Origin of the sequence: Roseateles sp. UC29_93, assembly GCF_042695725.1 — a bacterium.
GTDB lineage: Bacteria > Pseudomonadota > Gammaproteobacteria > Burkholderiales > Burkholderiaceae_C > Roseateles > Roseateles noduli_A.
In genome coordinates this window covers 875,566-890,176 of record NZ_CP170545.1, presented here as the reverse complement: position 1 = coordinate 890,176, position 14,611 = coordinate 875,566, and the positions used below count along the sequence as shown (strand labels likewise).

Annotated in this window: 10 protein-coding genes and 1 pseudogene; 4 read left to right on the top strand and 7 right to left on the bottom strand. The window is 67.1% G+C overall.

Features of this window, described 5'->3' with window-relative positions:
- Positions 1-4: 4 nt before the first annotated feature.
- Positions 5-985, top strand: a pseudogene (locus ACFJIX_RS04035) (ISL3 family transposase).
- Between the two features lie 28 nt (positions 986-1,013).
- On the opposite strand, the gene ACFJIX_RS04030 reads toward ACFJIX_RS04035, so the two are convergent.
- A complete protein-coding gene (locus tag ACFJIX_RS04030) occupies positions 1,014-1,490 on the bottom strand; it encodes a hypothetical protein (protein ID WP_377157935.1) in 477 nt (158 codons plus the stop codon).
- Positions 1,477-2,460, bottom strand: coding sequence for a restriction endonuclease (locus ACFJIX_RS04025; RefSeq protein WP_377157933.1), 984 nt, complete (start codon positions 2,458-2,460; stop codon positions 1,477-1,479). The genes ACFJIX_RS04030 and ACFJIX_RS04025 overlap by 14 nt, the downstream gene beginning before the upstream one ends.
- Here ACFJIX_RS04025 and ACFJIX_RS04020 point away from each other — a divergent pair.
- Positions 2,416-3,117 (top strand): integrase core domain-containing protein, encoded by a 702-nt coding sequence (locus ACFJIX_RS04020; RefSeq protein WP_377157931.1) that lies wholly within the window; start codon positions 2,416-2,418, stop codon positions 3,115-3,117. The two genes, ACFJIX_RS04025 and ACFJIX_RS04020, sit on opposite strands and share 45 nt — an antisense overlap.
- A gap of 145 nt (positions 3,118-3,262) precedes the next feature.
- Here the strand turns inward: ACFJIX_RS04020 and ACFJIX_RS04015 are convergent, their stop codons facing one another.
- The 5 genes from ACFJIX_RS04015 to ACFJIX_RS03995 all read right to left on the bottom strand — a co-directional run bounded on the left by ACFJIX_RS04015 (position 3,263) and on the right by ACFJIX_RS03995 (position 11,844).
- Positions 3,263-5,236, bottom strand: coding sequence for an ATP-binding protein (locus ACFJIX_RS04015; protein ID WP_377157929.1), 1,974 nt, complete (start codon positions 5,234-5,236; stop codon positions 3,263-3,265).
- A gap of 192 nt (positions 5,237-5,428) precedes the next feature.
- A complete protein-coding gene (locus tag ACFJIX_RS04010) occupies positions 5,429-6,451 on the bottom strand; it encodes a sensor histidine kinase (protein WP_377157927.1) in 1,023 nt (340 codons plus the stop codon).
- Positions 6,452-6,697: 246 nt separating this feature from the next.
- Entirely contained in the window at positions 6,698-7,273 is a 576-nt protein-coding gene (locus ACFJIX_RS04005; protein ID WP_377157925.1) for a DUF2878 domain-containing protein, read from the bottom strand.
- The gene (locus ACFJIX_RS04000) at positions 7,270-8,841 is read right to left on the bottom strand and encodes a cryptochrome/photolyase family protein (protein WP_377161596.1); all 1,572 of its coding nucleotides are present in this window, start codon (positions 8,839-8,841) and stop codon (positions 7,270-7,272) included. The genes ACFJIX_RS04005 and ACFJIX_RS04000 overlap by 4 nt, the downstream gene beginning before the upstream one ends.
- A gap of 303 nt (positions 8,842-9,144) precedes the next feature.
- Positions 9,145-11,844: a TonB-dependent receptor gene (locus tag ACFJIX_RS03995; RefSeq protein ID WP_377157923.1), complete on the bottom strand. Its 2,700-nt coding sequence runs from the start codon at positions 11,842-11,844 to the stop codon at positions 9,145-9,147.
- 274 nt (positions 11,845-12,118) lie between these two features.
- Between ACFJIX_RS03995 and ACFJIX_RS03990 the strand changes: the two genes are divergently transcribed.
- Positions 12,119-13,486 (top strand): cyanophycinase, encoded by a 1,368-nt coding sequence (locus ACFJIX_RS03990; protein ID WP_377157921.1) that lies wholly within the window; start codon positions 12,119-12,121, stop codon positions 13,484-13,486.
- 2 nt (positions 13,487-13,488) lie between these two features.
- On the top strand, positions 13,489-14,607 hold the full coding sequence (locus ACFJIX_RS03985) for a succinylglutamate desuccinylase/aspartoacylase family protein (RefSeq protein WP_377157920.1): 1,119 nt from the start codon (positions 13,489-13,491) through the stop codon (positions 14,605-14,607).
- Positions 14,608-14,611 lie beyond the last annotated feature (4 nt).

Sequence of the window (14,611 nt, the reverse complement as noted above, 5' to 3'; positions counted from 1 at the left end):
GCGAATGCGTTTGCTTTGTCCGCGATGCGGCCCCAAGCTGGAGAAACTGTCCTGGTTGGAGCCCTACGCCCGGGTGACGATGCGTCTGGCCAACAGCGCGGCTCGGCTGTGCAAGTTGATGTCGGTGCGCCACCTGGCGCAGTTCTACGGGCTGGCGTGGACGACGGTCAAACGCATCGACAAGCACCACTTGGAGCGCGAACTCGGTCCAGTCGATCTTCAAGCTGTACGCGTCGCGATTGACGAGTTCGCGATCCACAAGAGCCACCGCTACGCGACTGTGATCGTCGAGCCGTACCGCAAGCAGGTGCTCTGGGTGGGCCTGGTGCGCGGGCGCGCCGACATCCGTCCATTCTTCGAGCTGTTGCCGCCGGCAGGGCCGGCCTGCAGGCGGTGGCCATGGACATGAAATGCGGGGTACGCCGAGGAAGTCCGAGCCCAGTGTCCCAGCGCCAAGATCGTCTACGACCTGTTCCACGTCGTGGCCAAGTACGGTCGCCAGGTCATCGACCGGGTCCGTGTCGATCAGGCCAACCGGCTACGCGGCGACAAGGCCGCGCGCAAGCTGTTCAAAGGCGCTCGGTGGCTGCTGGCGCGCAACCTGAGCAACGTCACGCGCGCCCAGGACCTCGTGCGCTTGCGCGACCTGCTCAAAGCCAACAAGGCGCTCTTCACCGTCTACGTGATAAAGGACGACCTCAAAACGCTGTGGGACTACCGGCACAGCGGCTACGCCGAGCGATTCTGGAAGCAGTGGTACGACCGGGCCATGCGAAGCCGTATCGAGCCGCTCAAGGCATTCGCCCGCAACCTCAAAGGCTATCTGCCAAGCATCCTCTCTCACTGCCGATGGCCTTTGGGAACCAACCTTGTCGAGGGCATCAACAACAAGATCAAAGTCATCAAACGCATGGCCTACGGCTTCCGCGATGAGGACTACTTCTTCCTCAAGATCCGGGCAGCGTTCCCCGGAGATCAGCGATGAACCTCTTTTATCTGCCGGTCGAGCAGCGTCAGCACCAACGGGCTGAAAGACACATCAGAAGCCACTCCAGCGTCTTTGACTCAACGCCGCGCAGCGCCAGATACTCATGAGCAAGCGGCTCAATTTCCTCGGCGAAGCATCGAGCGTCATCCCTCGCGGGCCCGGCCTTCGCTTGTCCCAGCTGAATTGCGTCGGTCAGCTTGTAATGGAGCCAGAGCCGGTCATAACGCTCCCTCAGCAAACCCTGCTTAGCATGGTCGTACTGCTCCAAGTAGGCGAGGAACTCGGCTTTCGGCAGGTTGTATGCGTTGTCGTTGTAGGGTCTGCCCGTGCCTTTGAGCTCCTCTCGGTAAGTCCGGCGGGCTTGGGATATCAACTCAATCGCGTCATGTGTCCGCTCAGAGCGCTCCTCAAGCTCGTCGATACGTGCAAGCCCCTGCGCAAGTTCGCAAAAAATCCTGTGGACCTGCGACTGACCGCAGTAGTGAGGCTCAAACGCTTGCATGACATCTCGTGCGCGCGCAGCGTAGACCGCGTCGAGGGACTCCTCGTCCGCCTTCAAATCCAATTCGCTCGACGTCCAACATCGAGACGTGGTGCTCTCTAAGCATGTCCGCGAGATGGCTTTGGTCGAGCAGCCGTACACCGTTCAGCTCTGCGTTCTCATGGGCTAGCCGATTGAAGAACTGGTTCGTAATGCATACCTTTTCGAACGTCACGCCGGGATGGCGACGCCTGTAGAAAGCCTCGCCACCGACAACATCCTTCACTGCATCCCATCCCAACGACGCGCCGTCAGTGCCGCTTGTCTTCGCTTGAACCAACTGGCCCTTGCTTGCCTTCAGCGCGACGACGTCCACGCCGTTGTCTGCGGTGCCGGGTGTCCGGTAGCAGGCATAGCCCTTCTTTGACCACAGCGCACCCACGAGGCACTCAAAGTAGTTCCACGGCATGCGCAGCGCCATGTCGAGGGTGATGCTGGTGTCGAAACCATCCACATCTGTCATCGGGATGACGTCCGTGACTGTGAAATCTCCGGGCATCACATCGCCCGAGCCATTCAGGATGTCCTCAGCCAGCCCCCGCTTGTACGCAAGCAGCTGGTCCAGCTTCACATCGAACGTTGTGAAGTCGCTCGCGTTCACCACCGGGTAGTACACGTAGACCGGCTTCTTCTGGCCGATGCGGTATGCCCGGTCGGTGGCTTGGTCTTCCTTCGCTGGGTTCCAGGTTCGCGTGTAGTGCACTACGTGATTCGCAGCCTGGATGTTCACCCCAAATCCAACGGCCACCGGCGACAGCACCAGCACGCCGAAGCCCGGAGCATCCTGGAACGCTTTGATGCGCTTCTGGCGGCTCGCAACGTGGGACGACGACGCGCTCGTGTCACCGTTGATGATGTCGGGCCGGAAGCCAAACTCAGCCTCGATGTGGCTCGCGACGATTCCGGGGTGATCGAGTTCCTTGAACAGCACGTTGCGGTCAACCCGCGCCATGGCTTCGGCCTGATCTACGACAGTGCTCGCCACCAAGGTAAGCCCTGGGGCAAGACCGTGATGTGGCGCGTGTACTGCGACCTCAAGCTCAATCTGCCCAGGCGCGGCAAGAAGCGATTGCCCGCGCGCATCAAGCGGCCCTTGGACCGCTCGCGCGAACCCAATCAGCACTGGAGCGATGTGCTCTGGTTGGGATGGCGCTTCAGGACGTTCAACGTCATCGACGAGTTCAACCGCGAAGCGCTGCGCATCGAGGTCGACACGAGCCTGCCGGCAGCGCGCGTGATCCGGGCCTTGAGCGAACTGGTCGAGGTGGGCGGCGCGCCGTTGTCGATCCGGCTGGACAACGGGCCCGAGTTCATCGCCAAGGCGTTATGCGACTGGGCCGCCGCCAAGGGCATCGAGCTACGTCACATCCAACCCGGCCAGCCTACCCAGAACGCCTATGCCGAGCGCTTCAACAAGACCTACCGAACCGAGGTGCTGGACTGCTACGTCTTCGACTCGTTGGCCGAGGTGCGAGCCATGACTGCCGATTGGCTTCAGCGCTACAACCACCATCGACCACATGAAGCGCTGGGTCGCGTGCCGCCAGTCGAGTACCGTATAAAGCGATTCCCTGACCTCTACTTCTGACTGGCACAGGAAATCAAGGAGGCTTCAGGATCCTGAAGCCTCCTTGCTTGATCCGTAGTTGCATAAAGGACGCTTCGCCTAGACGCGATTGATGAGGCGGCAGAGTCCTCAACTGGATGAAGAAGGTGGCCCCCGCCGCCTCAGCTCAACACAACGCCTGCAACAACGTCGGCAAGTCATACGGCTTCGCAATCACCGGAAACCCCTCATCCGTCGCCACCTGTGCGACGTCGCTGTGCCCCGTCACCAGCACCGGCCTGATCCTGGGGCGCACGCGACGCACCTCGCGGACCAGCTTGACCCCGTTCATGCCTTGAGGCATCACGATGTCGCTCACCAGGATGTCGGGATCGAATCCGCGGCTGAGCAGCTGCAAAGCCTCCTCCCCGCTGTCCACCGCCTTCACCACGAATCCGCTGGACTCCAGCAGCTGCTGTGTGGCTTCCCTGACGTCGTGGTTGTCGTCGACCAGCAGGATCACCCGGCCGGCCGTGACGACCGTGTCCCCCTCGGGCACATTCGCTTCCGCGGCGTCTTCCACTGGCCGCGAGGGAATCATCAGGCAGATGGTGGTGCCCGCACCGGGGACGCTGTCCACGCGGATCGCGCCGCCCGAGGCTTCGATGAAGGCCGCGACCTGCGGCATGCCCAGCCCGCTGCCTTTGCCCTGCGGTTTCGTCGTGAAGAAGGGCTCGAAGATTCTCTCGATGACCTCAGCGGTCATGCCCTCGCCGTCGTCGGCCACGCGCAGGACGCAGACAGCGCCGAGCCGCTGGTCTTCCCCCGCCTCCGCCGACATCCGGATCACGCCGCCCGCGGGCATCGCATCTCTCGCATTGGTCACCAGGTTGGTCAGCGCGATCTCCAGTTCCAGGCCGTCCACGGCGACCCGCCCCAGATTCGGCGCGGCGCGCAGTTCAACCGTGTGCCGGGCGTCGAGCAGTTGCTGAACGTTGTCCGCGATACGCTCGAGTTCGACTTTCGTGTCCAGAGGGCGAGCCACCAGCGCCCGACGGGCCGACAACAAGGAGAGCTGGCGCGTGAGCGCCTCCGCCTTGGTGACGCTGCGCCTGATCACCGCCACATCGGCATCGGCGGCGGCGCCGACACGGCGTTGCAGGATGCTCAGGCGCCCGGTGACCACCTGCAGGATGTTGTTGAGGTCGTGCGCGAGACCCGCGCCCAGTTGACCGACCATCCTCAGCTTCTCCGCCTGGGCGAGCTTCTGCTCCGCCCGCTCCCGTTGATGCACGGCGGCTTGAAGTTCCTCCGTGCGTCGGAGCAGTTTCTCCACCGTGTCCGCGAGGCCGCGCTGGACGCGGCGGAAATGATGGGCCAGCAAGACCAGGACGATCGAACTCGCGATCAGGCCTTCGACGCGGACCGAGTACCACGCCAAGGTGTATCGCGAACCGCTGTGGGTGCTCAGCCATACGCCGCCAGCCTCCGCGGTGAGCACGACGACCAGCCAGATGAAGATGGAACGCCGATGGAGCCCGCGGAGCCCGATGAGGACGATGGCCAGGACTGCCAGGACCGCCGCGCTGTAGGAGCCGTAGACGCTGAACAGGCTGAAGAACTGCCGCCCCCCTTGGTCGAGGGTGGCCGCGGCATCGGTCCATTGGGAGGCAAAGCCGCCCATGACCGCCGCCGCCGTGGCGACCAGGGGCGGCCAGTAGGTGAACGTCCGGGGCTCCTTGCTCGGTTGCATCGCGGACAGCGCCGCCCAGATGACGAAGCACGCAAACCCCGCGCGCCACGTGATGAACAGCCAGCTGACCGCGTGCGGTGAACCGAGCAAGGGCCTGTCGGGAAGCACGGCTCCGGGGAAGGTCAGTACATGCAGCACCGCCATCAGCCCGGCGTAGAGGTACGCGGCAGCGATGACCGAATGCGATCGAGGCTGGCTGGGCGCGGAGATGAGGAGCCAGAACGTGGCCAGGTTGATCATCGCCGCCGCCGCGCCATACATGCCGCTGATGTGGGGCAGCGGGACAAGCGGCTCGGAGGCGTAGGGGAGGACCGACGCGATGCCCACCAGAAGCGCCACGGAAAGCGTCAGCGCGGCACGGCGCTGTGCGGTGCTCGCGATTTCCTGAACGACCTCCCTGAACGGCATCACAGTGCTCCGGCCTTGTCTTGACGGCGCGCGATTGTCTCTCTCGCGGTTCATGCCATGCGCCATCGACTTGTTTCGCGTTCGCGCGCTCTGGCAAGTGAGACTCCCGGAGCCCGCGCATTGCGACGCCCCACGCGACCGAAGGCGGTCTCGTCCGTCTCCACCTTCGTGAGGCCCGTGCGCCGTGCTGCGTTATTCCAGCCGGTGCAGCGGTACTGCAAGGGTGAAGACGCAGCCCTTTCCAGGCATGTCCTGGACCGTCAATCGTCCGCCGTCCGCCTCGACGCTGCGCCTGGCGATCGACAACCCCAGTCCGAGCCCTCGCTGGTCGTCGAAGCCCTGCTTGAACGGCTCGAACATCGTCTCCGCGCCCCCGACCGGAAGGCCACCGCAACGGTCCTCGACGTCCACCAGGATCCAGGTGTCGGAGGTGCGGACCTGCAGCGAGACTTCGCTGCAGGGATGGGTGAACTTGAAGGCGTTCTGCAACAGGTTTCCGAGCGCCGCGGAGAGAAGTTCGCGATTGCCTCTGATCGCGAGATGCGGGTCGACGTCCGCGATCCGGAGTGCGCAGCCGGTGTCTGCCGCGTAGAGCTCCGCCACGCGTCCGGCGTCGGCCAGGAATTTCGCGAGGGAGAAGACGCGCGGCTGTGAGGATGCCGCCGCCGCATCGCGGATGGTGGCGAGTGAGCGGTCGATCAAGCTCTCCAGCGAGCCGAGACTGCGTTTGAGCACCGCGCCGGTCGAGCCTCCGACCGGAAGCCTTCCGGAGTCCAAGGCCGCGAACGCGAGCTTGGCGATGTGAAGATGGTTCCGCAGTTCGTGCGCGAGGAAGCCAAGGCGCTCGTTCTCTTCCGCGGACTGCCGCCGGGCCAGTTCAAGCTCGCGCTGGGCAGCGAACTCGGTCACGGCGTCGGCGATGGCGTTGTCCAGGCAGCGGTTGAGGGTCCGGAACTCGTCGACGGAAAACGGGGCGTCGCGCTCGACGGCAAGGTCGGTGATCGCCTGGCAGAGATCCCCATAGTCATGGACGACCTGGTCGACCGTGTAGCCGAGTCCGAGCAACTCGCCGCCGTGGACAGTCGCCGAGACGCCCATCTCGGACAGCGCGGTGGCATCGCCGCCTGGCGGGCCGGAGATCCGCAGCCCGCCCGCGGCGTCACCGTCACCTTCCGCTTCGAGCGTGCGCGTCAGTTGATCGAGGAAGAGCGGCACGCCATGTGCAAGTTGCTCGCGCGTGGCGCCGCGCGATGGCCGCAGGGCGACCTTGTCCTTGCATCGTTGGATGAGCTCATCGCGGTTGTTCAGGAGGAAACCACGCATGTCGATGGCCCTGGCGGGCTGCGGCGTCGCGCCGGTCGCAGCGGGTGGTGGCGGAAATGACTCGCTTCGCCCTGATCTTTGAGGAGTATGCGCCATCGGACAGGCGTCACCCCGGAGCTTGCGCCGATCGCGACGTGGTTACCTGGGCGATGGCGCCCGCGATGGCTCGGGCGCCCTGGAGAACCATCTCGCGGACTCGGTCAGCACCGGCGTCATGACGCCCCATCCCGCAGCCAGAACCGCCAGCGCCGGCCCGGGCGCCGGAAAGCTCCCGGCGCCCAGCCGCACCGCCGCGAGATAGGACAGCGGGCCGCCCACGGCGCCCAGGGCGGCGGCAAGGAGCGGCCGTCCATGCAGCCAGGACAGCGGCCCACGAAGCAGCGTCGCGAACAGCGCCCACAGCGCGAGGATCCAGACCGGCGCCCAGCCTTCAAGCGGTCCCGGCGACGCGTACAGCACCCAGCCGCCTCTGAGCATCCAGGTATCCCAGGCCAGGCCCATCAGGACCGCCTGCGCTGTCAGGGTGATATCCGCAACGGGCCGGTCGCTCATGCGCCAGCTGACGAGCACCACGGCGGCCACGGCCAGGACACCCCACCCAGCCTGCGCCTGCGCCGCGCCGTACACGCATGCGAACCACGCTCCCTGAAAGAGGCAGAACTGGACGATGCCGATCAGGAGGTGCCTCCAGGCGGGCCGGATGGAAAGATTCATTTTTCTTCCTGGGTCATGTCAGCGGCGAAGCGCTCGCGCAGCTGTCGCGCCTGCGCGCTGATCGCGTGCATGTCCGCTTCAGAGAGGCGATCGAGCTGTCGGATCTGAGCACCGAGTCGTGGATGGCGAGCGAATCGCGCCCGGTGCTGGCGCATGAAATCCCAGTAGAGCGTGGTGAACGGGCAGGCCCGAGGACCGACCTTGAGTTCCGGTCGATAGGGGCAGCGCGCGCAATACTGACCGCTGCTCATGCGCTCGATGTACTTGCCGCTGGCGATGTAGGGCTTGCTGGTCATCGAGCCGCCATCGGCGAACTGGCTCATGCCCAGCGTGTTGGGCAGCTCGACCCACTCCACCGCATCCACATAGACGGCGAGGTACCACTCGTGCACCCGATCCGGCCGCACGCCCAGCAGCAGTGCGAACAGCCCGGTGACCATCAGCCGCTGGATGTGATGGGCGTAGCCCAGCGTCAGCGTCTGCCGCAGCGCATCCGCCAGGCAGACCAGGTCCGTCTCCCCGGTCCAGAAGAAGGGCGGCAGCGGCTCGTCGGCATCCAGCGCATTGGCCTGCGCCAGCGCCGGCATGCGGGTCCAGTACAGACCACGCACGTACTCCCGCCAGCCCAGCACCTGTCGGATGAAGCCCTCTGCGCTGGCCAGCGGCACCTGGCCCGCGCGCCAGGCCTGCTCGACGCGCGATACCACCTCCCGCGGGCCGATCAGTTTCAGGTTCATGGCGGCCGACAGCTGCGCATGCCACAGCCAGGGCGTGTCCGGCCACAGGGCATCCTGCCAACGGCCGAACTCCGGCAGACGCTCCGCGATGAAGCGGTCCAGCGTCTGCAGCGCCTGCTCCCGCGTCACGGCCCAGTCGAAGTCTTCCAGCGATCCGGGGTGATCGGGGAATTCCCGCGCCACAAGCGCGATCACCTCCCGCGTCACGGCGTCGGGCGCGAAGCCCACCCGCTCCGGCACGAAGCCCGGTCCGCCGCGCGGGAAGGGCTGCTGGTTCTCCGCGTCGAAGTTCCAGCGGTCGCCGGCGGGTTCCTCGCCGGCCATCAGGACGCCGTGCCGGCGCCGCATGTGCCGGTAGAAGGTCTCCATCCGCAGGCTCCGCCGATCGCCGGCAAAGGCCGAAAACTCCCGCACGGCGCAGAAGAAGTGGCGGTCGTCCCGCAGCTCGATCGTCCCACCCGACTGCGCGGCAGCGCCACGGAGCGCCTTCAGCACGCGCCAGTCGCCCGGCGCGGTCATCAGCACGCGAAGCGGCTGCCAGCGCTGCAGCGCGCGTGACAACTCGGTGCCGAGACTCCCGGTGTTTCCGGCGTCGTCCAGCCTCACGTAGTCGACGTCCCGACCCAGCCGGCGCAGGACATCGGCGTGATGACGCATGGCCGCGAGAAACAGCGCAATGCGGATCCGACTGGACCACACGTGCGTTGACTCTTCGCGGACTTCCGCCATCCACACCTTGTCGACGCGCGGGTCGAAGTCGTCGAACGCGGAGGACTGCGCATCGAGCTGATCGCCGAGCACGACGATGAGGGAACGCACGGCACCCCTCATCGTGCTCATCCCGGCCTGCCCGGTGCCGGACCCAGCGGCAGCAGGACCATCGCGGGGGCCAGGCAGGCGGCGACGGCCAGCCGTCGCACGCGGTGACGCCAGCCGAGGGAGAGAGGTCCGGCGGTCGGGGAGGGAAGCGACGACATACGCGACGGGCGTGCACGGTGGTTGACCGCCACGCCGGTGAAGCCCTGTGGATGGATCGTCTGTACGTGCGCCGCGCCGTTTCAGATCACAGGGACCTCACCGGAAACTCGCCCGGACCTCACCAGGTCCTCGCCCGGACTTCACCCGGCCGTCGCTCTACTTGAACGACAGGTTCACGCTCGCGTAGAAGGTGCGCCCGCGCGGATCCGTGTAGGTCGGGTCGTAGGTCGACAGGAAGTAGTAGCTCTGGTTGGAGAAGGGCGGCGCCGTGTCGGCCAGGTTCTGGATGCCGGCGCGCACGCGCAGCATCTTGTTGACCTTCCAGGCGCCCGACACATCCCACAGCGAGTACGCCTTGACGCGGCGCGGCGCCGTGTCCGGCAGGTAGCTGTCGTCCTGGTAGCTCGAGTAGAACGTGTTGCCCAGCGTCACGTTGAAGTCGCCGAACTCCCAGTCCACCGAGGCGCGATGGCGCCAGCGCTGGATGACCTGGTCGTTGAGGAAGCGGCCGACGTTGCTGACATACGGCTCCAGCGGGCCGAACTGGCGCTTGTACGCCAGGATGTAGGTGCCGCTGAGGTTCAGGCCGAAGCGACCCCAGGCGCTCGGGCTGCTGCGCAGGGTGGCCTCCAGGTCCAGGCCGGAGGTCTTGAGCCGGCCCTGGTTCTCCTTGCGAAGCACGATGGTGGGCTCGTCGAATTCGTTGCGCTCGATGTATTGCGCGTAGCGATCGGGGTTCTCGAGGATCGTCTTCTCGTAGAGGTCGCTGATGACGTCGCGCTTCTTGATCAGCCAGTAGTCCAGGCTCACGCTCACGTCGCGCGCCGGCTCGACGACGATGCCGGCCGAGAACTGCTGCGAGCGCTCCGGCTTCAGGTTGGGGTTGGCTTCCTTGCGGGTGGCCCATTGGTCGAAGCTGTCGAGCACCTTGTCGTAGATGAAGGCCGGGCTGGACCCGTAGCTCGTGGGCCGGTAGAGCTCGCTGAACGACGGCGCGCGGAAACCGGTCCCGGCCGAGGCGCGCAGCAGCAGCTGGCGGCTGGGCTGGTAACGCACGCCGAGCTTGGGATTGGTGGTGCTGCCCACGCCCTGGTAGTGGTCGAAGCGCACGGCGGCCTGGACCTCGAGTTCCTTGAGCAACGGCGCGCTGAGCTCCGTGTACGCCGACGCGATGTTGCGGCTGTTGCTCGTGGCCTTGAGCGAGGTGTCCGGCACGCCCGGATCCAGCGAGCCGTCGCGGTCGCCGCCGATGTTGTTGGACACCAGCAGCGCGGACGGCGTGAACTTCTGGCCTTCACGTCGCAGCTCGGCGCCCACCGCGATGCCGAGCGAGCCGCCGGCCAGCTCCATCAGCGAGCCCGTCAGCTTGGCGTCCACGCCCTGCGTCGTGCCGCTGGACCTGCGCGCCACGTCGTTGACGCGGATCGACTCGATCAGCGCCTTGCCCGCGGCCGACGACGGACCGAAGGGATTGATGTCTCCGGACTTCACGCCGGCATCGAGCTGGTCGAAGAGGAAGTAGCCGTTGACGTACTTGTCCTGCGACTTGTTCTTCGCATAGCTCGCGGCGAGCGAGTAGTCCCAGTCGTTGCCGAAGCTGCCGGTGAGGCCGGCCACATAGCGTTCGGCGTCGCTGGTGACTTCGTTGGAGCGGTTGCCCAGTTCGGTGGCCCGCATCCGCACCTCCACCGTGCCGCTGTAGTTGATCGGGCGCGGCAGGTTCCTGTTGAGCGCGGCCACGCTCACGCCGGTGAAGTTGGTCGGGTTGGGCGACAGCACGTAGGTCGTCTCGGCGCGGCTGCGGAGTACCTCCAGGAAGGCCTGGCTGCGATCGGTGATCTTGAGCACGCCGCGGCCGAGGAAGCTGGTCTTGCTCGCGTCGGGATAGATCTCGGTGTCGGCCATGTAGTCGTAGCCGCAGGTCTGGGTGCCGGGCGTGAAGACACTCGCGGGAGGTTGGCAGTCCGGCGCGAAGAGGTTGACCGTGCGATCGGTGAAGGGCTGGCCGCCGATCGTGTAGCCGGCGGCGTTGATGGCCGCGAGTTGCGCGGCGCGCGTCGACGCGGAGCCCGACAGGCGCAGGTTGGCCGGATAGGGGCGGCTGGACATGTAGTACGGCAGCAGCTCGGACAGCGGCCGCTCCTTGAGGAAGTCCCGCTGCGTGGAGCGCAGGGCGTCGAGCTTCTGCACGTCCAGCACGCCGAAGACGTTGAAGCCCTGCTCGCCCAGGTCGCCGTAGCCGGCGGCCACCGAGGCCGCGCGCTTGCCCGCGCCGCCCTCCTGCGTGCCCGACGCATAGGCGTTGAGGTCCACGCCGCGGTAGTCCTTGCGGGTGATGAAGTTGATGACGCCGCCGATCGCATCGGTGCCGTAGATGGCGGAGGCGCCGTCCTTGAGGATCTCCACGCGCTCGATGGCGCCCGCGGGGATGTTGTTCAGGTCCACGCCGGCGCTGTCGCCGGGCGAGGCGAAGTTGGCCAGGCGCCGGCCGTTGAGCAGCACCAGCGTGCTGGACACGCCGATGCCCCGCAGGTTCGCGCCGTTGAAGCCGCGCTGGCCGCCGTTGTTGTCGCTGATGCTGGCGCCGTCGGTCAGGCCCGCGGCGTTGCCGCTGATGTTGCGCATCAGCTCGGCGGCGGTGGTGGCGCCGGTCTTGGCGATGTCCTCGCGCTTGATCGTCTGCACGGGCAGGGCGGTCTCGCCCGCCAGGCGCTTGATGCTGGAGCCGGTGATCTCCACGCGCTCCAGGGTCTGGCTGCCGGCCTCCTGCGCGTGGGCAGCGGCAGTGGTGATGAGGAGCAGCAGGGCGGCGGCGTGGGCGATGGCGTGCGGGCGCGAAACCTGTGTGGTGACCATGAGGGGCCTCGAAGAGTTGGGGGAGCTCAGGTCGGCGCCAGGCCGTCCTTGCGGCGCACTCTAGAAGTCGGTGTCCACCGGTCGACATGGGGTTTTGGCGGGGCGGTCGCGCCGATGCAAGACCGCGTCGCTTCGCCGCAAGCCGTGCCACGCGGCCGCGCCTCGCAGGCCCCAACACCTTGCAGCATTGCGACACTGGCTTGCATGCAGGGCACCTCTGAGGTGCAACCCTGTCGCGATCCGCTCGACCGGCCCGCACCATGGCGGCATGCACATGTCCCGCAGTTCATCCCGCCTCGTCCGCCTCGGCCGGCGCGCCGCCGTCGGCGCGTCGCTGGTCGTGTCCTCCATCGCCACGCAGGCGCAGACCGCGATCGTCATCGGCGGCGCGCTTAAGTTCGACAACGACGCCGTGTGGCAACGCATCGTCGATGAAGCCGGCGGGCGCCAGGCCCGGTTCGTCGTCTTCGCCACCGCGGCCGCCAACCCGGAGCGGTCCGCCGCGCAGATCGTGGATGCGCTGCGCCAACGTGGCGCCGACGCGCAGGCCATTCCCGTCACGCCCAAGCTGTCGCCCGACGCGCTGCAATCGGCCCTGCGTGATCCGGCGCTGCTGGCGAAGGTGCGTGGCGCCCGCGGCATCTTCTTCTCCGGCGGCGCGCAGGAACTGATCGTCGACACCCTGCAGCCGAAGGGTCGCCCCACGCCGATGCTCGATGCCATCTGGGATGTCTACCGCCACGGCGGCGTGATCGCCGGCACCAGCGCCGGCGCGGCGATCATGAGCCGGGTGATGTTCCGCGACGCGCAGGACGTCCTGCAGGTGATGCACGGGCAGTTGCGCGACGGCGTCGAGATCGACCGGGGCCTGGGCTTCGTCGGCGAGGACCTCTTCATCGACCAGCACTTCCTCAAGCGCGGTCGCATCGGACGCATGCTGCCGCTGATGCTGGCCAAGGGCTATCGCTCGGGCCTGGGCGTCGAGGAGAACAGTGCCGCCGTCATCACCGCCCACCAGGCCGAGGTGATCGGCGCGCGCGGCGCGCTCTTCGTCGATCTGCGCGACGCGAAGACGGACGCGCGCCTGCCCGCGTTCAACGTCGAGAACGCGCGCCTCACCTACCTGGAACGTGGCGACCGGATCGACCTCAGGACGGGCGCGGTGACCGCGTCGGCCCAGAAGCGCGGCAGCAGCGTCCTGGATCCGGCGGCGTCAGACTTCAAGCCGTACTTCAAAACCGAGCCCTTCTATCCCGACATCCTGGGCGACAACACGATCGCGCAGGCCATGGCGCAGTTGCTGGACAGCCCGGCGAAGGAGTTGCGAGGCTTGGCCGCCCGACTCGACGCGAGCACGAGCACGAGCACGAGCACGAGCGCGGGTGCGGGTGCGGGTGCGGGTGCGGGTGCGGTCGCGGTCGCGAAGGCAGACCGCGGCGAGCCGCTCGGCTTCGAGTTCCGCCTGTACAAGGGGCCGGACACGGTGGGCTGGTTCACCGGCGCCTTCGGCGGCGAGGACTACACCGTCGTGAACGTGCATCTGGACGTGCGTCCGGTACGGGTCGCGTCGCCGCTGTATCGGGCGTTGCCGGCCGCGACGACGGACGGCGCGCCTGCCGTCGGCGCCACGACGAGGCCTTGAGCATGGAGGTCCGTCAACACGAATTGCCTGGCGCCTCGCAAGGCACGCGCCGCGCTCTGTGCAGCCTGCACTTCGGGCGGCGCCTCACCGGCCGCAAGGTCTACCTGCAGGCCTCGCTGCATGCGGACGAAGTGCCCGCGATGCTGGTGGCCCATCACCTGCGCACGCTGCTGGAGGAGCTGGACGACGCGGGCGCCCTCCTCGGCGAGATCGTGCTTGTGCCCATGGCCAATCCGATCGGCCTCTCGCAATCGCTGCAAGGCGCGCATCACGGCCGGTTCGACATGGCCTCGGGCGTCAACTTCAACCGGCAGTTCCAGCATCTGACCGAGCGCATCGCGGCGCGCGTCGAGGGGCTGTTGACCGGCGACGCCGCCACCAATCTCAGCCTCATCCGCGAGTCCGCCCGGCAGGCGCTCGACGAGCACCAGGCGCAGTCGGAAGCGGAGTCGCTGAAGCTGCTGCTCCAGACCCTGGCGATCGACGCCGACATCGTGCTGGACCTGCACTGCGACCACCAGGCCGCGATGCATGTCTACGCGGGCTCGTCGCAGGCGGACACCGCCGGCCTGCTGGCCCGGCGATTGCGCGCCGAGGCGCTGCTGCTCTGCGTCTGCTCGGGCGACGATCCCTTCGACGAATCGCTGTCGCGCCACTGGTGGGAACTGGCGGAGCGCTTCGGCGCCGCGCATCCCATCCCCCCGGGCTGCTTCGCCGCCACGGTCGAACTCCGCGGCGAGACCGACGTGGACGACGCGCTGGCGATCCAGGACGCCAGCGCGCTGGTGGAGTTCCTGCAGGACACCGGCCACGTGCTGGGTCAACCCCCCGCGATGCCCGCGGCGCGCTGCGAGGCGACGCCGCTCGAAGGCGTGCAGCCGATGGTCGCGCCGGACAGCGGGATCCTGGTGTTCCACCGCGCCATCGGGGACCGCGTGAATGTCGGCGACTGCGTCGCCGACATCGTCGATCCCGCGTCCAGCGCCCGCGTGCCGGTGATCGCGGAGGTCGGCGGCACGCTGTTCGCGCGCCTCTCCCGGCGCTGGGTCACGCGGGGCATGCGCCTGGCCAAGATCGCCGGTCCCACGCCGTACCGCAGCGGCAAGCTGCTCTCCCTCTGAGCCC